At 70.7% G+C, this 18,452-nt stretch carries 15 protein-coding genes and 2 pseudogenes; 4 read left to right on the forward strand and 13 right to left on the reverse strand.

All coding sequences use genetic code 11. The annotated features are described in order from the left end of the window. Window positions 1-35: 35 nt before the first annotated feature. The 6 genes from ABZS80_RS06740 to ABZS80_RS06765 all read right to left on the reverse strand — a co-directional run bounded on the left by ABZS80_RS06740 (window position 36) and on the right by ABZS80_RS06765 (window position 6,924). A complete protein-coding gene (locus ABZS80_RS06740) occupies window positions 36-653 on the reverse strand; it encodes a histidine phosphatase family protein (RefSeq protein ID WP_355054810.1) in 618 nt (205 codons plus the stop codon). Beyond that, window positions 650-2,134: an FGGY family carbohydrate kinase gene (locus ABZS80_RS06745; RefSeq protein WP_355054811.1), complete on the reverse strand. Its 1,485-nt coding sequence runs from the start codon at window positions 2,132-2,134 to the stop codon at window positions 650-652. The genes ABZS80_RS06740 and ABZS80_RS06745 overlap by 4 nt, the downstream gene beginning before the upstream one ends. Continuing rightward, a complete protein-coding gene (locus tag ABZS80_RS06750; protein ID WP_355054812.1) occupies window positions 2,131-3,627 on the reverse strand; it encodes an FGGY-family carbohydrate kinase in 1,497 nt (498 codons plus the stop codon). The genes ABZS80_RS06745 and ABZS80_RS06750 overlap by 4 nt, the downstream gene beginning before the upstream one ends. 25 nt (window positions 3,628-3,652) lie before the next feature. Continuing rightward, entirely contained in the window at window positions 3,653-4,912 is a 1,260-nt protein-coding gene (locus ABZS80_RS06755; protein ID WP_355054813.1) for a sugar ABC transporter permease, read from the reverse strand. Next, window positions 4,909-5,742 (reverse strand): ATP-binding cassette domain-containing protein, encoded by an 834-nt coding sequence (locus ABZS80_RS06760; protein ID WP_355054814.1) that lies wholly within the window; start codon window positions 5,740-5,742, stop codon window positions 4,909-4,911. Before ABZS80_RS06760 ends, ABZS80_RS06755 begins: the two co-directional genes overlap by 4 nt. 99 nt (window positions 5,743-5,841) lie before the next feature. Further along, complete coding sequence (locus ABZS80_RS06765) at window positions 5,842-6,924, reverse strand: sugar ABC transporter substrate-binding protein (protein WP_355054815.1); 1,083 nt, start codon at window positions 6,922-6,924, stop codon at window positions 5,842-5,844. Window positions 6,925-7,333: 409 nt separating this feature from the next. Between ABZS80_RS06765 and ABZS80_RS06770 the strand changes: the two genes are divergently transcribed. Further along, window positions 7,334-8,155, forward strand: a complete 822-nt coding sequence (locus ABZS80_RS06770; RefSeq protein WP_355054816.1) for a DeoR/GlpR family DNA-binding transcription regulator — start codon at window positions 7,334-7,336, stop codon at window positions 8,153-8,155. A gap of 45 nt (window positions 8,156-8,200) precedes the next feature. Here the strand turns inward: ABZS80_RS06770 and ABZS80_RS06775 are convergent. Continuing rightward, window positions 8,201-8,433 (reverse strand): annotated as a pseudogene (locus ABZS80_RS06775) (hypothetical protein). 92 nt (window positions 8,434-8,525) lie between these two features. Between ABZS80_RS06775 and ABZS80_RS06780 the strand changes: the two are divergent. After that, on the forward strand, window positions 8,526-8,879 hold the full coding sequence (locus ABZS80_RS06780) for a hypothetical protein (protein WP_355054817.1): 354 nt from the start codon (window positions 8,526-8,528) through the stop codon (window positions 8,877-8,879). A gap of 336 nt (window positions 8,880-9,215) precedes the next feature. Continuing rightward, a complete protein-coding gene (locus tag ABZS80_RS06785; RefSeq protein WP_355054818.1) occupies window positions 9,216-10,427 on the forward strand; it encodes a phospholipase D-like domain-containing protein in 1,212 nt (403 codons plus the stop codon). Window positions 10,428-10,608: 181 nt separating this feature from the next. On the opposite strand, the pseudogene ABZS80_RS06790 reads toward ABZS80_RS06785, so the two are convergent. The 4 genes and pseudogenes from ABZS80_RS06790 to ABZS80_RS06805 form a co-directional block, all read right to left on the reverse strand. Beyond that, window positions 10,609-11,252: pseudogene (locus tag ABZS80_RS06790) on the reverse strand (NAD(P)-dependent oxidoreductase). 42 nt (window positions 11,253-11,294) lie between these two features. After that, window positions 11,295-12,008 carry an IS6 family transposase gene (locus tag ABZS80_RS06795; protein WP_355055064.1) on the reverse strand — a complete coding sequence of 238 codons (714 nt, stop codon included), beginning with the start codon at window positions 12,006-12,008 and terminating at the stop codon, window positions 11,295-11,297. Window positions 12,009-12,095: 87 nt separating this feature from the next. Further along, the gene (locus ABZS80_RS06800) at window positions 12,096-13,604 is read right to left on the reverse strand and encodes a hypothetical protein (RefSeq protein WP_355054819.1); all 1,509 of its coding nucleotides are present in this window, start codon (window positions 13,602-13,604) and stop codon (window positions 12,096-12,098) included. A 16-nt stretch (window positions 13,605-13,620) separates the two neighbouring features. Continuing rightward, entirely contained in the window at window positions 13,621-13,716 is a 96-nt protein-coding gene (locus tag ABZS80_RS06805; protein WP_355054820.1) for a peptidoglycan-binding protein, read from the reverse strand. Between the two features lie 789 nt (window positions 13,717-14,505). Here ABZS80_RS06805 and ABZS80_RS06810 point away from each other — a divergent pair. Continuing rightward, window positions 14,506-17,115, forward strand: a complete 2,610-nt coding sequence (locus tag ABZS80_RS06810) for an SDR family oxidoreductase (RefSeq protein WP_355054821.1) — start codon at window positions 14,506-14,508, stop codon at window positions 17,113-17,115. A gap of 398 nt (window positions 17,116-17,513) precedes the next feature. Here ABZS80_RS06810 and ABZS80_RS06815 read toward each other — a convergent pair whose 3' ends face one another. Beyond that, window positions 17,514-17,648, reverse strand: a complete 135-nt coding sequence (locus ABZS80_RS06815) for a hypothetical protein (RefSeq protein ID WP_355054822.1) — start codon at window positions 17,646-17,648, stop codon at window positions 17,514-17,516. Continuing rightward, window positions 17,638-18,372, reverse strand: coding sequence for a GNAT family N-acetyltransferase (locus ABZS80_RS06820; protein WP_355054823.1), 735 nt, complete (start codon window positions 18,370-18,372; stop codon window positions 17,638-17,640). Before ABZS80_RS06820 ends, ABZS80_RS06815 begins: the two co-directional genes overlap by 11 nt. Between the last annotated feature and the right edge of the window lie 80 nt (window positions 18,373-18,452).

Consider the following 18,452-nt stretch of genomic DNA (forward strand, 5'->3'; position numbering starts at 1 on the left):
GGGGTTGTCGCGGTTTCGGCGGGCAGGAGGTGGGCTCAGCCCACCGGCCGGGTGATCGGGGCGTTGAACTCCAGGACGGCGACCCGGTCGCCCTCCAGCCGGATCTCGGTCAGGGCGCAGTTGCGGAGGAACGGGAACAGCCGGCGGTACTTCCTCAGCGGCACCCCGAGCAGTTGGCACAGCGCGAGCCGGATGGCGGTCGTGTGCGCGACTACGAGGACCCGGCCGTCCGGATGCTGTTCCGCGATGTCGCGCAGGCACGCGGTGAACCGCTGCGCCGCGTGGGCCGGGTCCTCTCCGCCGGGTAGGTGGTCCGCGACCGGGTCGGCGTGGAAGGCGTCCAGCGCCTCCGGGAACTGCTCCCGCATCTCCGCGCGGGTCAGCCCCTCGCCGTCACCGAAGTCCAGCTCGCGGAGGCGTTCGTCGGCCCACAGCGGCGTGCCGGCGGCCTCGGCGCAGGGCGCGGCGGTGAGCTGGGCGCGGCTCAGCGTGGAGGTCCAGACCGCGGACAGCCCGGCCGCCGCGGCCCAGGCGGCCAGCTGCGCGGCCTGGTCGTGCCCCCGGGCGGTGAGCGAGATGTCGCTGACCCCGGCATACCGGTTCTCCGCGTGCCAGACGGTCTCCCCGTGGCGGACGAGGACGAGGGTGGTCATTGGGCGGTCCTTTCCCGTGCGTGTGCGGCAGCAGCCGGTGCCAGCCAACCTCGTTGCTCGAGCACCTCGACCAGCCGCAGATATCCCGGCGTGAACCGGTGGTGCGCTCCCTCGCGTGGCTCCACGACCGCCCGCACCCGCACCATGGCCGCCGCGACCTCGACCGGGTCCCGGTCGGCCGCCGCGGCGAGGATCGCCATGCCGAGCGCGGGCTCGGCGTTCTCCGGCAGCACCACCGGCCGGCCGAGGATGTCGGCACGCAGCTGGTTCCAGTACGCGCTGCGGGTGGCGCCACCGGTCAGCACCAGCTCGCCGTCGAGCGGGGCGCCGAGCAGGTGCAGGTAGTCGAAGCAGAGCCGTTCCACGTATGCGACCCCCTGCAGCACCGCCGCGAACCGGTCGGCTTCCCCGGCCGGCTCGCCGAGCAAAAACCCGCGGGCCTGGGGGGCCACGAACGGGAAGCGTTCCCCGGCGGCGACCAGCGGGTAGCACAGGACAGTCGCGGGCTCGTGGGAGGCCGCCGCGCGGCTCAGGGCGTCGAGATCGGCGCCCGGGAAGTCGCGCGAGACAGCTCCCGCGCCGGTGCTGGACGCGCCGCCGGGCAGCCAGGTGTCGTTCGGGCCGCGGTGCGAGTAGACCGCGCCCGCGGGGTCGTGGACCGGCTGCCGGGCGACGCCCTTGAGCACCAGCGTGGTGCCGAGCACCGAGTTCCAGCTGCCGACCCGCAGCGCCCCGGACCCGAGCTGCGCCGCGCACCCGTCGGTCATGCCGGCGAACACCGGGGTGCCGGCGGGGATGCCGGTCTGCTCGGCGGCGTCGGCGCAGACCGTGCCGAGACGGGTGCCGGGCCGGACCAGTGGCGGCAGCAGCGCACCGGGCACGCCGAGCGCGTCGAGGACGGCGGCCGGCCAGTCGGCGTCGACCAGGTGGGCCCCGGTCTTGAGCCCGTTACTCAGGTCGGTCGGCACCTCGTGCCCGACCAGGCGCCGGTTGATCACATCGCTCTGGTGCGCCAGCCGGTGCGCGTCCGCCGCGCCGGGGTGGTGCCGCAGCAGCCAGAGCAGCTTCGGCAGCGCCCAGGCGGGCTGCATGCGCTGGTACCCAAGCGCCGCCCAGGTCGCCGCGCCGATCTCGTTCACACGCTCGGCCTCGGCGGCAGAGCGGGTGTCGTCGTACATGATGCCCGGGGTCACCGGCTCGCCGGCCCGGTCCACCAGGAGCACCGTGCCGGAGGTGGCGTCCACGGCGACTCCCCGGACGCTGGCCGGTGCGACGCCGGCCAGTGCCGCCCGCGCCGCGGCGGAGACGGCGGCCCACCACTGTCGCGGATCCTGCTCGTGCCGGTCGCCGTCGCGGTGGCTGGTCAGCGGCGCGCTGCCCATGCCCACGGCCACCCCCCGGCCGGTGACCGCGAGGGCCCGCACGCTCTGCGTGCCCAGGTCCAGTCCGATCCAGACGCCGTCGTCCTCCGGCCGGGTCACCGGGCCCCCTCCCCGCGCAGGGCCGCCAGCTGCGGCCACACCGTCGCCGCGTGCCGGCGCAGGTGCACGAACTCCCCGAACAGCTCGGAGTAGCGCCGCGCCCGCACCGGGTCCGGCTCGAAGCAGTCCTGGACCCGCACGTAAGCGGCGACCGCGTCCTCCACCGTGGCCGCCGCCCCGGTGGCCTGCTTTCCGACCACGAACGCGCCGCGGGCCCCGACCTCGGCGTCCGCGGTCCGCCGCACCGGTACGCCGACCGTGTCGGCGATGAGCTGCGCCCAGGCCCCGTTCACCGCGCCGCCGCCGCAGATCCCCAGTTCCGTCGGCGTGACCTGCGAGGCGGCCAGGCAGTCGCGGATGACGAGGGTGAGCCCCTCGAAGACGGCGCGGGCGATGTGCTCCCGGCCGTGTTCGACCGAGAGGCCGAGCAGCATTCCGCGCGCCTGCGGGTCGACGAACGGCGCCCGTTCGCCGGCCGGCGACAGGTAGGGCAGGAACACCAGGCCGCCGGCGCCCACCGGCGCCCGGCCCGCCAGATCGATGAGGTCTTCGGGGTGATCCAGCCCGAGCAGCCCGCACGCCCAGGTCAGAACCTCGGTGCCGGTCAGCGTCGGCATGGCTCGCAGGTGCCGGCCCGGCACCCCGAGCGCAACTGTCGCCCCGAGCAGCTCGTCCCCGAGCGACACCTCGTCGGTCACCACCTCGGTGCACAGCGTGGTGCCGAGAATGCTGCACGCCTGGCCGGGGCGGACGGCGCCGGCGCCGATCGCCGTGGCGGCGATGTCGTACGGGGCGGCCACGACTGGCGTACCGGCCGGCACGCCAAGTTCGGCGGCGGCGTCGGCCCGCAGCGGGGTGACCCGTTCGGCGCCGCGCGCCACCGGGGGCAGCAGCCGCTCCGCCCAGGCCAGGTCGAACAGGTCGAGCAGCTGCGGGTCGTACCGGCCGGTGCGCAGCGCCACGAAGGGCGCCGAGGCGTCCGACTCCTCCATCACGACCGCGCCGGTGAGCTGGGCGAAGAGCCAGCCGCCGCAGGTCAGGACGGCGGCCGAGCGGGCCAGCCGGTCGGGGTCGTGGGCCCGCAGCCAGCTGAGGATCGCGTTGGACAGGCCGGGGAAGGTCACCGATCCGTTGCGGCGGAACGCCTCGGGCAGCAGACCGGCCTCGGACCAGCCCCGCACCACCGACGCGGCCCGCGCGTCATTCCAGAGCACGGCCGGGCCGGTCGGCGCGCCGGCCGCGTCGACCAGCCAGCAGCCGTCGCCCTGTGCGGTGAGCGCGACGAACTCGATCTCACCGTCCAGCTGGTCGCGGACGGCCCGGACCGCACGGAACACCGCGTCCCGGACCTGGCGCATGTCCTGCTCGACCCAGCCGGGCCTCGGTCGTCGCACGGGGGCCGGTTCCCGGACGACGACGGCCGCCAGGCCGTGCTCGTCGTAGCCGACGGCCTTGATCATCGTCGTGCCGGCGTCAACGCAGATGGCTGCCATGATCTTCTCCTCCCACCGACCCTGCTCAGCCCCGGCCGTGCGACGCCCGGGACCGGCGCGCCACCGAGTCCAGCGCCACGGCGAGCAGCAGGACGGCGCCGGTGACCATGAATCGGAACGACGAGTCCAGGTTCAGCAGGGTCAGCCCGCTGGAGATCGACTGGATCACCACGATCCCGAGCAGCGCGGCGAAGGCGCTGCCCCGGCCGCCGAAGAGGCTGGTGCCCCCGATGACGGCGGCCGCGATGGCGTTCAGGTTGACATCACCGCCGCCGCTGCTCTGGTTGGCCGCCGCGAGCCGGGCCGCGGCAAGGACGCCGCCGACGGCGGCGAGGGTGGTGCAGACCATGAAGACGGAGGTGTAGACGGCCTTGACGTTGATGCCCGCGCGGCGGGCGGCCTCGACGTTGCCGCCGATGGCGTAGACCGCCTTGCCGTACTTCGTCCGGCGGAGCACGTAGTGCATGGCCAGGACGAGGGCGAGGAACAGCATGAACATCCAGCCGACGCCACGGGTCTGCTGCAGGTAGGCGACGACCACGCCGAGCCCGACAGCGAGCAGGATGCTGCGGACGGCGAGGTACTGCACCGACGCGGCGGACAGCTGCGCCCGGCGCCGGGTGCGGGCGTGGAGGTAGCCGCTCACGAACCAGGCCACGGCACCCACGCCGACGAGGGTGTACGACAGCCAGGCCGGCAGGAAGGCCAGCTGCGCGAAGGTCACCAGACCGGAGTCGAAGGGCAGGTTGATGGAGCCCTTGGCGCCGAGCACCCACAGCTGCAGGCCCAGAAAGCCGAGCAGGCCGGCCAGGGTGATGACGAAGCTGGGTACGCCGAACCGGTTGAACAGCTGGCCGTAAACCCAGCCCAGCCCGGCGCCCAGGACGACGGCCGCGGCGACCGCGACCCAGGCCGGCAGGCCCCGGTCGACGAAGAGCACGGCCATGACCGCGGCGGACAGACCGCTGACCGAGCCGACCGACAGGTCGATCTCGCCGACCAGGAGCATGAACACGACGCCGAGCGCGATCACGCCGACCGGTACGCACTCCAGGGTGAGGTTCACCAGGTTGGCGCTGGACAGGAAGATCGGGTTAAGCGACTGCAGCACCGTCCATATGACAACGAGCCCGGCCACCACGGGAAGTACCCCAAGGTCGCCGCTGCGTACCCGGTCGATGAGGGTGGTCACCGCCCCGCGCAGGCCGGCATGCTGACGCAGCCGTTCGTCGTGCAGGTCGGTCGGGCCGGACGGGGCCGCCGCGGAGGTGTCGACGTCGGTCACGGCTGGGTCCTCCCTTCGGTGGTCGTGGTCGGCTGGGCGCGCTGCGCGCTACGTCGGGCGACGACGTTGTCGGTGGCGCCGGTGATCGCGGCGATGATGTCCTCGGGGGAGACCTCGTCCACCGCGAAGACCCCGTTGTTGTGGCCGAGCCGCAGCACGGCCACGATGTCGGCGACGGCCTTCACGTCCGCCATGTTGTGGCTGATCATGATCACGCCGTGGCCGCGCTCGCGGAGCCGCTCGATGAGGTTGAGCACCTCGGCCGTCTGCGCCACACCGAGGGCGGCGGTGGGCTCGTCCAGGATCACGATCTTGGGATCGCCCAGCAGCGACCGGGCGATGGCGACGGTCTGCCGCTGCCCGCCGGAGAGCGAGGCGACGGGGAGCCGCACCGTCGGGATCTTGGCGGACAGCTGCCGCAGCAGCTCCCACGAGCGGACCTCCATGGCCACGTCGTCGAGGCGTAGCCCGCGCAGCTCGTGGCCGAGGAAGAGGTTTTCGATCACGTTGAGGTTCTCGCACAGCGCGAGATCCTGGAAGACCGTGGCGATGCCGAGCTGGTGGGCTGCGGCCGGGTCCGGGATGCTGACCTCGTTGCCCTCGAATCTGATGCTCCCGGAGTCCGGAGCGTGGACCCCGGAGAGGATCTTCACGAGGGTCGACTTGCCGGCGCCGTTGTCGCCGACGATCGCCACCACCTGGCCTGCGGCCACGTCGAGGTCGATGTCGGTCAGGGCGGCGACGGCGCCGAACGTCTTGGTGATACCGCGGAGCGACAGCACGGTGTCGGCCCCGGTTTCCGGAAGTTGGCTGGTCGGCGTTGGCGACATGGCGGTCCTTCGGGGGCTGGTGGGACGGTGGTTCCGGGGGCCGGGGCGGTGGTGCGGGTCCGGCCCCTCGTCATCGTGGCGACGAGGGGCCGGACCCGGCTACTTGATGCCGAGCTTGTCGCAGGCGGCCTTGTACTCCGCGGTGCAGACGTCGGCTGCCTTCAGCGCGCCGTCCGGACCGAACATCACCTCGGCGACGTTCTGCTGCGTCACGACCGTCGGGGTGAAGAGCTTCGACGGCGTGTCGAAGAGGGTGGTCTCGCCCGCCGGCGGCGTGCCCTGGACGAACTTGTACGCGATGTCGGCGGCCGCCTCGGCCACGATCTTGATCGGCTTCGAGATCGTGTTGTACTGGTCCCCGGCGATGATGCGCTGGATCGCGGCCAACTCCGCGTCGTTGCCGGTCACCGGCGGGACCTTCGCGCCGGCGGCCTTGAAGGCGGCGATCGCGCCGCCACCGGTGCCGTCGTTGGCGGCCACCACGCCGGCGACCTGGCCCGGGAACTGGGTGATCTGTCCGCTCACCCACTCCTGCGCCTTGCTCGGCTGCCAGCCCGGGGTGTCGTACTCGGCCAGCAGCTTGAACCCGCTCGGGTCCACGGCGGAGTGGATGCCCTTCTTGATCAGGCCGGCGGCGGCGTCGGTGGGCGAGCCGTTGACCTCGAGGATGCCGCCCTGCGCGTTGGTCTCCTTTAGGTGGTCCACTAGGGACTGGGCGATGAGGGAGCCGATCTTCTCGTTGTCGAAGGAGACGTAGTAGTCGGCCTTCGCGCCCGGGATGGGCCGGTCGTAGGCGATGACCGGGACCTTCTGGGCCTGCGCCGACTTCACGATGGTGGCGGCGGCGGCGGAGTCGACCGGGTCGAGCACGATCGCCTTGACGCCCTGGGCGAGGACGGAGTTCGCCTGCTGCTGCTGCTTCGACGCGTCAGCTCCGGCGTTCTGGTAAAGCACCTCGCACGTGGGGCAGAGCTTCTTCATCTTGGCCTTGAAAAGCGGAGCGTCGTACTGCTCGTATCGGGTCGACGCGATGTCCGGCATCAGGAACGCGATCTTCGCGTGCTCCGCGCCCGTGCCGGAACCGCCGCCGGCGTCGTCGGTGGAGGCGCAGGCGGCGAGGGACGGGGCGGCGAGCAGCGTCGCGGCGACGGCGACGAGTGCCCGCAGGGGAATTCTCTTCATGACGCACTCCTCAGGTGGTCCGGCCGTACCCCGGTTCGGGGGGTGGTGGGTACGCGCCGGCGTCGGCTGCCATCCCGAACGGTCCGACAAGACCGTCGGGCAGTCCGTGACGACGAGGGTCGCTCGTGTTACGGACCAAACACCAGCGGCGACAGGGATGTCAAGTACCTGCCATAAACCAGCGCGACTGTGATGTCGGGTAGCAAGATCCGGGCGCAGAACGACGGAATCGGGCGTGTACTGGCCTACAGAGCGCGTGTTATGTTCTCACCAACATCACACGGTGTGTTACGCCGAGCGCCGCCCCGAAGCGCCGGAGACGGACGGGGTAGGTTGCGGCATGCGCCGGCCGGCGCGAACGGGATCCCCACCCTGGACCGGCTCGGCACCCACGACAGGAGGCAGCCCGGTGGCCCACGATGTCGCCAGCGTCCACACCCTGCCGGAGGCAGGCCCGCCGCTGAGCCCCCGCGAGCGGCGCGAGCAGATTCGCCGGCGGGTCATCGACGAGGGCTTCGTCAAGATCGAAGACCTCGCCCAGGCGCAGGGCGTAAGCCTGATGACCATCCATCGCGACCTCGACGCGCTGCAGAGCGAGGGCTGGCTGCGCAAGGTGCGCGGCGGCGCGACCGCGCAACCCTCCGCCGTCCACCACGGCGACGTACGCCACCGGGTGCAGGCGATGGCGGCCGAGAAGCGGGACCTCGCCCACGCGGCACTCGAACTCGTCACCCCGGGCGCCGCCATCATGGTCGATGAGAGCACCACCGGGCTGGCGGTCGCGGAACTGCTACCGAGCCGCGGCCCACTGACCGTCATCAGCAACTTCCTTGCCGTGCTGAAGCTGCTCGCCGGTGAGCCGGGAGTCGACCTCATCGGTCTCGGGGGCGCCTACTACCCAGCGTACGACGCCTTCCTCGGCATGCAGACCACCGACGCCATCCGGTCACTACGGGCCGACGTACTGTTCATGTCCACCACCGCGGTGACCGACGGGCACTGCTACCACCAGTCACAGGAGACGGTGGCCGTCAAGCGCGCGCTGATGGAGGCCGCCAGCCGCCGGGTGCTGCTCATCGACCACAGCAAGTTTACGAAGAACGGTCTGCACCAGCTCGCGCCGCTGACGGCGTTCGACCTGGTCATCGTGGACGCCAACGCGAGCGAATCCCAGCTCGCCCCACTCCGGGCCCAGGGCGTCCCCCTCAAGATCGCCGATCGCACCGCCTGAGGCCGGACTGACCGGCGGTGGACGCGGCTGCCGGGCAGCCGCGGGTCAGGCGAGCAGGCGCTTGAGGTGGTAGCGGTGCACCTCGGTGCTGCCGTGGACGTTGTTCACGTCCTCGGCGGCGGAGATCAGTTCCCAGCCTTCCCGGCCGGAACGGTTGGGTGCGCGATCCCGGTGTCCCGTAGGCGGTCACGTCGGTGTGTCACCCGTCCAGGCCGGTACCAGGCGAACGAGACGTGGAAATTGCGGCCCAATCCCCGATAGCGGCGGGAGGTCGAGATCTTGGACCTGGTGGCGCGGGGCCTGGGCAACCAGGCGATCGGGCGGAAGCTGTCCATCGCTGTCAGTCCTCGAGACTCACCGGTTCGGCGCTGTGGTCGTGCTGCCCCAGCCGGGGGACCTCCTCGTGCTGGCCCCGTTCCGGCTGGCGACGCGGTTGCTGATCGCGTTTCCGGGACGGCGAGTTCAGCGTTGTGGGCCGGTCCGGGCCGCGGTGCAGTACGGGCTGGCCGGATGCCGCCAGCGCGGCGGGGCGCCGGCCCAGCACGGGCGCGCCCAAAATGAGCGCAAAACGCTGTACGCCCAGGCTGACAAAATTCTCTGGGACGACGCGGTCGGCATCTTCACGGTGGATTTGAAGAACAATTACGCCATTCGTGAGGACGTCCAGAGATTCGAGATTCCGGTCACCGGGCGACCGGACTTCTCGCAGGTGTCCGTCGGATAGGCGTGAAGACGCTCGGTATGGAGGTCCACGCACGATCCCCGGTGGCCCGTGTCGCCGGGGATCGTGCGCGTTCGGCACCTGCCGAAAGAAGCGGGGACGGATGTTAAGTTAACGCCCTGGTGTCCCGTCAGGTTCGATGGATGCGCGGTGTAACGCCTTGGATTGTTGGCTGCGACGCGCCATCTAGATCTCCGAACTGCTCGACAGCTAGGGTTCTGCGGGCTGTGGCAGCGACCGCCGTCGATCGTAGGTGGCGACTCCCGATGATAAGTCCATTGTGAAGTTAGCGCAGATCATGTTAACGTTTGGCGTCAATCCCAGCGTAGGAGACATTCCATGCGTCGAATCCGTTCCCTCCGCCCCTTGGCACTTGCTGGTATTACCGCCCTGGCCGCCTTCTGCGCGCAGACAGCGGCCGTCCCCACCGCCCGGGCCGCCCTCAAAGAGCCCGCCCGCAGCGCCTGCCGTAACGCCGCCGAGGTACCGGTCAAGACGGGCGCCGTCTTCAACGACCCTGTCGCGGGCACCCCGACCGCCGTTGTGGAACGCGTCTGCTCACTGATCAAGCAGTCCGCGGTCGGGTCCTCGATCGAGATCGCCGAGTTCGTCGTCTCGGGCGACGCCGGCGCCGACTACGCGGCGGTGCTGCTGGACGCTTACCGCCGAGGCGTCGCGGTACGCATGGTCATGGACGGCTATCAGATCAACAACCCCGCCGCTGCGGAGCTGATGCGCACCCTCGGTACCGACGAGTCGACCACCTCCTGGGTGCACGTCTGCAGCCACCTGAGCCCGGAAGGCAACACCACGTCCTGCCAGGGCACCAAGGGCATGCACAACAAGTTCGCGCTCTTCGCCGAGACCGGCGGCCAGCGCGACGTCGTCGTACAGGCCTCGAACAACATCACCGACGTCAACTCCACCAGCTACTGGAACAACCTGGTCGTGCTGCCCGGTAACAGCAAGCTCTTCGCTGGGTACGGGAAGTACTTCGACGACCTTGCCGCCGAGGTACAAAACCCTGACTACGACACCACCGTCACCACCGGCATGCGGGGCGGCCAGGTCACAGCCCAGTTCTACCCGGTCGCCGACCGGGACCCGATCGCTCAGCGGCTTCACCAGGTCGGCTGCAAGACCGAGGGCCGCACCAGGGTGGAAATCGGCCAGTCCGAATGGGATGACAGCCGGCTCGCGATCGTCGACGAGCTCGCCGCGCTGAAGGCCGCGGGATGCCAGGTGCGCGTTGTGCACGGCCTGGCCGACGACGCGGTCACCGCCGCGCTGGACGCCGCCGGCATCGAGCGCCGGGTGCTCGACGGATCAAGCCTCGCCGGCCGCATCCACTCCAAGTACATCGTGGTCACCGACCCGACCGGCCTCGGCTCGAGCCAGGGCTGGGTGATGACCGGCAGCCACAACTTCAACGCCACCTCCTTGCAACGCAACGACGAGGCGATGGTTGAGCTCTCCGAGCACAGCATCGTCGAGGCGTACGCCGCCAACTTCGCGCGGCTGTGGGAGGTCGGCGCGGTCGCCGGAGACTGAGCCGGGTATTACGGAACGAGGATGACAGAGCGGCGCCGGCGAGAAGCCGGCGCCGCTCCTCATTGATCACCACGACAGCGACCTCCTGCCGCGACCTGAGAACCAGGGCTCAGGGCGGCGCCGCGCGCCCGGGCAGGAAGCGGCCCCGGTGCGCGGTGTTTCGCGGGCCCCGTGACGCCGGTCAGCGCCCAGCCAGCCAGTCGGCGACGGCGTCGGAAGAGTGAGGTGCGGCCCGCTCAGCGGTCTGTCGCGTGGCGCCGGCCAGGTGCGGGGTCAGTACCACCCGCGGGGCGGTGCGAAGCCGGGAACCGGCCGGTAGCGGCTCGGCGTCGAACACGTCGAACGCGGCGCCGAGGTGACCGTGCTCCAATGCGTCCACGACGGCGTCGTAGTCGAGCAGCCCACCCCGCGCGGTGTTCACGAGTACCGCGCCGCGCGGCAGACGGGCAAGTTCTTTGGCTCCGATCAGGTTCCGTGTCTCCTCGGTCAGCCGGGCGTGCAGGCTGAGCACCTCGGACCGTTCGAGCAGCTCGTCCAGTCCGACCGCGCTCGCTCCGTCCGGGCGGACGGATCCGTGTACGGGTCGTGCACCAGCACGGTCGCGTCGAAGGCGCGCAGGATGCGGCGGACCCGGCGGCCGATCGCGCCGAAACCGACGAGTCCGGCGGTGGTGCCGGCCAGCTCCGTGCCGACCTGGTCGAGCGCGTACAGGTTGCTACGCCACTCGCCGGCCGGTGCGGAGGCGTGGTTGTCGGGGACGTTGCCTATCGCGGCGAGTAGCAACGCGACGGTGTGCTCGGCGGCGGCCACGGGGCGCCGTTGCATTATCTGATCGGGAGACGTGGTACGCCCGGGTCGGGTCCGCGGTCAGACCACCCGGGCGAGTTCACTGAACGCCGAAGCGACTCGGAGCTTGGGCTGACTGTCGAGCCCGAGTTCGTAGTGTCCGCGGCGGAGATTCTGCATGAACGCGTGTCCGGCGATGATCACTTGTGCGGTCCGGTCGGTCCGGAGCCCACGCATCGGTCGTAACCGCTGCTTGAGCTGACTGTGATCGGCCTCGATCGGATTGTTCGCGTACGGCTCGACATGGTGCCAGGCCGAGGGGATCAGGTCGTCGAGCACGGCGGCGTAGACCGGGGCGGCGTCGGTGACGACCTCGCTGAGTGTCACCTTCAGCACCCGCAGGGCCTTCCGGAAGAACCGCCGGGCAGCGGCGGCATCACGGCGGGCCGAGACGAGCACGTCGATGACCTGCCCGTGCTGGTCGACCGCCCGGTAGACGTAGCGCCACACGCCGTTGACCTTGACGTAAGTCTCGTCGACGAACCACCGGTCACCGGGCGAGTGGCGAGCGAACCCGGCCGCGTCTGCCAGCAACGGGGTGAACCGTTGCACCCACCGGAAGACGGTGACGTGGTCAACCTCGACACCGCGCTCAGCCAGGAGTTCCTCCACATCCCGGTAGGACAGGTTGTAGCGCAGGTACCAGCGGACCGCGACGACGATCACCTCCGCCGGGGAGCGGAACCCGGTGAACGCCGATCTCGGCGGCGACCAACGGCGACGACGGCTCGACAGCTGCACCCATCAAGCGTGCCTGGTCCCCGGACACGGGCAACGCAACAGGCCCGCTGGGAGTCCTGCCCTGGGCGGAGCTGCCCGGGATCAGTCCCGTACCCAGGTGAAGGTGACCCGGGCGCCGGTTGGAAGTCGGTCTAGGTCGTTCAGCTCCAGCACGCCGGTGATCGCGCCGAACAGCTTGGCTTTGCGTAGCCGGAGCTGTCCCTCGGGGAGCTGGTAGCGGTAAAGCCCGTTGGCGTCGGTGCGCTTGCTGTCCTGCACCGCGATGGTCCAGTCCCCGTCCTTCGCGTGCAGGCCCAGCTCCTTGCGCCAGGTCAGGCCGGTGCCGAGGTTCAGCACGAACTCCACTTCGTCCGCCGGCTTCGCCCCGGCCTCGATCCGGTAGTCGACCGCGTCGTGGTCGCGGGTGATCAGCTGCCCCGCCGGCCGCTCCGACCAAGCCGGTAGGTGAGAGGCCGGCAGCGGGCTACCCTTTGGAAGGGCGGCCAGGGACCCGTCCGGCACCACACCGACCCGGTCCCAGCGCAGCCCGAGCGCGGTGAACGTGACCGGGTCCGGCACGTGCCGCAGCATGCCGTCGACCACCAGGTAGACCGGATCCTGGTGCTCCTCGCGCAGCGCCGTGCCGTCCACCGGCACCGGACGCAGCGCCCGCAGCGAGTCGCGCGGTAGCACGCGCACGTCGGCCCAGCTGAACCCGAGGCGGAGCAGGGTGTCCGGGTCGGGGATGTGGAAACCGTGCCCGCCATAGGTGACGTAGACCTCCGCGCGGTCGATCTCCCGGAGCAGGACGCGGTCCCCGGGCGCGTCGGCGACGTACGACGTCGATCCGTCCGGCAGCTCCACCACCTCGTTCCAGTGCAACCCCAGCCGGTCGAACTCCTGCGGGCCGGTCACCCAGAACTTCGCCCCGCCGTGCACCACATAAATCCGGGGGTCGGAGCGGTCGCTGAGCAGCTTCCCCCCGGCGAGGTACCACGGCAGCCGCGGCGCGTACCGCTCCACGAAGAAGCCGCGCCACTGGTCGCCGTTGCCCTGCCGCACCACCCGGTCGGCCGGGTCGTACGCGGTCTTGAACTCCAGCACGTCCTCCCGGCGGGAGTACCGGTTGTCCCAGATGAAGACCCGGGTCCGCTCGCCCTCTTCGTAGCCGTACGCCACCACCTGGTGGTCGTTGCCGAAGCCGCCCGGGTCGCGGGACTGGCACAGGCCCAGCGGCTGCGGGAGCCCCTGGTCGAGAAGCTGCTTGAGCTTGGGGAACTGCTCCTCCCGAGTCATCCGGGCCACGCCGATGCCGTTCAGCGTGGTCGGGTGGTCCGGCGTCCGCATGAACTGGAAGTACATCGGCCAGTTGTCGACGATGCTGGTGATCAGCCGGTCGTAGATGTAGTCGGCGACCGGGTTGCCGTCCGGGGGCAGGGCGCTGGCGGCGGGCACCGGCAGGCGCTGGTGCCAGTGGTCCAGGGCGGCGAACGCCATGCCGCCGCACCGGCCCTTGGTGTCGGTGATCGGCAGGCCGGCGATCTTGATGTGGTTGGTGAAGCCGTTGGTGAAGGCGTAGCCGTCCCGAGCCGGACGGAAGGATACTCGCATGAGAACTCTCCCGACGTTAGTAGGTGACCCGGACACCCATCCGGGTCCAGGTGGGGGGGCCGACGACGCCGTCGTCGGTGAGGCCGCGCATCCGCTGGTACCAGCGGTCCAACCGTCACCTCCGGTCTCTGCTCGGGCCACCGCTCCGCGGCGACTTCCACGCCGGCGTGCCGTCCCCGCGCCCTCGGCGGTACGGGCCGGGTTTCCTGCGCCCACTGTCGAAATCGCAGGTCGCGGCGGCAAGGGATGAGTCGGCTATCGGCGTCGCGAGCACCCAGGTAGCGGCCGGGCGCCGCCGATCGAGAAGGCGGGTCGCCGATTGGCGGGTTCACCCAGGCGGATCGGTGACCCTCGGGCGGTACATCGGCCGGCGGTCCGCCCGGCTGATCGGGCGGTCAGCCCGCCGGTTCCGCCAGGCGGGTCAGCCCGGCAGGTCGGTCGGCGCGGCCATCATCTGCCGACGAACGCTGCACAACTCAAAGTGGAGCTATCTCTTGGCCGACCTACTGGGCGGTCGAACGCCGCGGTGACGGTGACCGGGACCTCTCCGCCGCACGTTTCGTGTTGCCCGTCCGGCAGGGCGCCGAGACCCCCGTGCAGGAGTCAAGGGTATGTGGGCCGTCGCCTCGAGGCTGGTGAGCCCGTTGCGGCTGGCCACCGGATCCCGTCGACGAGCTGCCGATTTGAAGCTGGGGTCGACCGATGAGGACGAGGGCACCACCCGTGGATGGCGGCATCCGGCCACTCAGTCAACACGGCGAGTCCGTTTTGGGAGACGGGGGAGGAGGCCCGGGTGGCCGTTCGGCCACCACGACTGCCGGCTCTCTGACAACGGCGCGACTGGCACGCAGCGCCACGCCTAGCTTTTGAGGTCTTGATTGTTACTACTGTGGGGGGCACCGTGAAAAGAGCGCACGTCGTCACAGGCGGCACCGGCTTCGTCGGGCTGGCGCTCATCCTCGAGTTGCTGCAGCGTACCGACGACGACGTCGCGTGCCTGGTGCGGTCCGGTGCGCAGGACCCGGACACGCGGCTGCGGAGCCTGTTGATCAGCGCGGCGAGCGCCTACGGCCGGCGCGTTGACATCGGCGAGCGGCTGCGTACCGTCGCCGGTGACGTCAGCCGGCCGGACTGCGGCCTGGTCGAGCCGATCGGTGGCCCGATCGCGGACTTCTGGCACAGCGCGGCATCGCTGCGCTACGAGGAGTCCGCCGTGGCGGACATCTTCACCACTAACGTCGACGGCACCCGGCACGCACTCGACCTCGCCGACCGGCTCGGCGCCGCCGCCTTCAACTACGTCAGCACGGCGTATGTCGCGGGCACCCGCGACGGTCTGATCACGGAGCGGCTCATCGCGCCCGACGGCAGCAACAACGCGTACGAGCGCAGCAAGGCGGCGGCCGAAGCGCTGGTGCACGCCCACACCGGCACGGCCACGCGCATCCTGCGGCCCAGCATCGTGGTCGGCCACAGCCGCACCCGGGCGGTCGTCGGCAGCTACACCGGGATGTACGGGTTTCAGCGCCGGCTCGCCGCGTTCGCGCAGAACCTCTCGGTACACGCGCCGGAGCGGCTGCGCCGGCCAGTGCGGATGCTGGTCGATCCGGGCACGCCGCTGAACTTCGTCCCCGTTGACGCCGTGGTCGAGCAGATGGTGGGCATCGCCGCTTCGGGAAGCCCGGAACGCATCTTCCACCTCACCAACTCCACCCCGCCGGCCGCCGGGGACGTGCTGCGTCGGATCTTCGCGCTGGCCGGGTTGCCGGAACCGGAGTACGTCACCGACCGGTCCCAGCTCGACGACACCGACCGGGCGTTCGCGAAGGGTATCGAGTTCTACCGGTCGTACCTGGTCGGCGAGAAGCTCTTCGACCGGGTCAACAGCGACCAGGCGCTGGGCCGGCCCGACGCCGGGACGATGCTGTTCCCCGACGACGAGATCGTCGCCTACGGCCGCTGGTACCTCGACAACGTCCAGCGTCAGCGGCAGCCGGCCCCGCTGGGCCCGTCCCCGGCCGCGCAGTTCGCCGCGCCGGTCGGGGCGCCGCTCGCGGCGCCGGAGCCGGTCTGTCCGACCCGGATCGTCCTGCTCGGCGGCGGCTACACGTCGGTGTGGACGTACAAATCGCTGCGGCGGCGGCTGGGCCGGCAGGTGCGCCGGGGCGATGTGGAGATCGTCTTTGTGGACCCACTCGGCTACCACTCGTTTCATGGCTTCACCGCCGAGGTGCTCGGCGGCATCATCGCCGAGGGGCACGAGCGGAGCCCGCTGCGGACCACCTGCCCCTTGGCGCAGTTGGTCCGGGGCAGCGCGCAGCACGTCGACCTGGCCCGTCGCGAGGTCACCGTAGCGTTGGTCGGCACCGGCGAGGAGACCCTGACTCTGCGCTACGACCATCTCGTCATCGGCTGCGGCAGCCACGACGACCTGGCCCGCGTTCCGGGGCTGGCCGAGCACGGCTGGTCGCTGAAGGACCCGGGCGGGTCCGCCGCCGTACGGGAGCGGCTGTTGACGCAGGTGGAGTTGGCCGAGGCGAGCCCGAACGAACAGACCCGCCGCGAGATGCTCACGGTGGTCGTCGTCGGGGGCGGGTTCACCGGCGTGGAGATGTCGGCCACGGTCGCCGAGATTCTCCGCAGCCTGCGCCCCCGCTACCGGGTGCTGCGCGAGATCGAGCCGCAGGTGCATCTCGTGCACGGCGGCCACGAGTTGCTGCCGCAGTTGCGTCCCCGGTTCGCCCAGCTGGCCCGGTACGCGCAACGCCAGCTCACGGGGGCGGGCGTACGAGTGCATCTGCGGACCCGGGTGGTGCGGGTCGACGGGGACGGCGCGTACCTCGATGACGGCTCGGTGCTCGCCAGCGGCCTGGTCGTGTCGACGTTGGGCCAGGCGGTGGCCGCACTGCCCGGCACGGAGCGGCTGGAGTCGCGCGACGGCCGCCTGGTTACCGACGAGTACCTGCGGGTACGCGGGGCGGGCAGCCGAGTCTGGTCCGGTGGTGACCAAGCCCAAGTGCTGCATCCGGTCAAAGGAGAACCCTGCCCCGCCAACGCCCTCTGGGCCATCAAGCACGGGGTGTGGATCGGCGGGAACATCGCGGCGACGCTACGACGCAGGGCGCCGCGCCGGTTCACCTACCGCGGTCTCGGACAGGCGGCGAGCCTGGGGGTCGGCAAGGGCGCCGTCGAGCTGTACGGGGTGCAGGTCACCGGCTGGCTGGGCTGGCTGATGCGGGCCGGGTTCTTCCTCTGGTTCATGCCCTCCCGGCGGCAGGCCGTACGCAGCCTCGTCGACCTCCTCGGCACGCCCCTGCTGGGCCGGCGTCTCACCGCGCTGGCGACATCCGGCCAGCCGGTCCTGCACCGCGGCCCGGACCGATCCGAGGCGCTGAACCAGCCGTCCCGTCCGCTCGGTCAACGCGATCAGCAACCGCGTCGCCAGCCCGAACGGGACAGGAACGAGCAGGTTCCCCGGCTGGGCAGCACGAGCACAGTGCCCAACCCGTGAGCCTCGGGGACTGACAGCAGTCGAGTAATCAGGCGAACGGTTTCCGGAGTCAGCCCGCCCGCTGGCCAACGGGAGCCGTCCGCCCTGCTCATACCGGTTGGGGGCGGTCCAACAGCCGCCCGGGCGGCACTGTGCCCGATGTCGGGCTCAGTCACGGCCGAGGCCGCGGGCGCGGGCCTGACTGACCACCTCGCCCCGGTCGGCGGCGTGCAGCTTGCCCAGAATCGACATTCTGGACGCGCCAACTTCAGGTGTTGCCTGCGCCGCGATCCTGGGAGCCCTATGCGGCCCTGTTCGCGACACCGCCCGGCGCTCAGCAGGCGATCACCCATGCGCAGGGCCTCCAGCTTGCCGATCATGTCCTTGAGGTGATTGATGTGGGTCAGGTGCAGCCGGCATCACAGGGCGTGGTCGTCGGCGAACCGGCCGGCCAGCGCGAGGGTCAGATCGGGGCTCTTCTTGCGCATCACTCCTCGCGCCAGGTCGACGAGTTGTGCCTGCCGAGAATTCCATCCAGGCAGGTCAGGCGGCATGTTCGTACTCGTGAAGGATGCCGCCGAGGCGGTCACGTCGGTGGATGTGCAGGTGGGCGAGCCGGTCCGAATCGGTGATCGGATCTGGCAGCGGTGCGAGTGGTCGGGCGTTGGCGATGCCTTGGTGCGGCCGGTGCTCGTTATAGAAGATCTCGAACTCGCGCAGCACCTGCAGCAGGTGGCGTTGGTTCCAGATCAGTGTGCGGTCGAGCAGCTCCCGGCGGCAGGTCCTCACCGAGCGTTCCATGATCGCGTTCATTCGGGGCATCCGGACGCCGCTGCGCACGACCGTGATCCCCGCGTCGGCGAGGATCTGGTCGATCAGCGCCGGGTACTTCCCGTCCCGGTCGACCTGAAACAGCGGGCTGCCGGGCGTGGCTGCGCGAGCACACCGACCTGGCCGACACGATCCTCTACGTCGGCATCGGCTGGAGCGAGCAGCACCGCACCCACTGTGGGCCTCGAACCCGGGCACCGACATGCCGGTGAACCCGACGAACTGCCCGGTCACAACCACCTCGATGGCCCACAAACCGAACCCGTGCTGCTCGAAGCCGGCCTCGACACGGTCGACTGGCAAGTCACTGTCGCGGCGGGTGAGTGGCGCGGGGAACTGTTCCATGACCTCGGGGTCGGCGTTCATTTGCGCGAACGCTGTCCGGTCGGCCTCCCGCCAACGCCGCAGCCGCAGCCGCTTCGTCCCCAGCTCATGACCGTGACCCATCGCCGCCTCCTTACCGAGGACGTCTCCTGAACCGGTGGATCACATCCCGGACGGTGTCTTCGTCGGCCTGGACCAGCATC

It is taken from the genome of Micromonospora sp. NPDC005305 (assembly GCF_040607315.1).
Classification (GTDB): domain Bacteria; phylum Actinomycetota; class Actinomycetes; order Mycobacteriales; family Micromonosporaceae; genus Micromonospora.

Bases quoted from the DNA above. Each gene is read 5' to 3' on its own strand.
- ABZS80_RS06740 (WP_355054810.1), bottom strand. From the start codon at position 653: ATGACCACCCTCGTCCTCGTCCGCCACGGGGAGACCGTCTGGCACGCG.
- ABZS80_RS06750 (WP_355054812.1), bottom strand. From the start codon at position 3,627: ATGGCAGCCATCTGCGTTGACGCCGGCACGACGATGATCAAGGCCGTC.
- ABZS80_RS06760 (WP_355054814.1), bottom strand. From the start codon at position 5,742: ATGTCGCCAACGCCGACCAGCCAACTTCCGGAAACCGGGGCCGACACC.
- ABZS80_RS06765 (WP_355054815.1), bottom strand. From the start codon at position 6,924: ATGAAGAGAATTCCCCTGCGGGCACTCGTCGCCGTCGCCGCGACGCTG.
- ABZS80_RS06785 (WP_355054818.1), top strand. From the start codon at position 9,216: ATGCGTCGAATCCGTTCCCTCCGCCCCTTGGCACTTGCTGGTATTACC.
- ABZS80_RS06800 (WP_355054819.1), bottom strand. From the start codon at position 13,604: ATGCGAGTATCCTTCCGTCCGGCTCGGGACGGCTACGCCTTCACCAAC.
- ABZS80_RS06815 (WP_355054822.1), bottom strand. From the start codon at position 17,648: ATGCCGCCTGACCTGCCTGGATGGAATTCTCGGCAGGCACAACTCGTC.
- ABZS80_RS06820 (WP_355054823.1), bottom strand. From the start codon at position 18,372: ATGGGTCACGGTCATGAGCTGGGGACGAAGCGGCTGCGGCTGCGGCGT.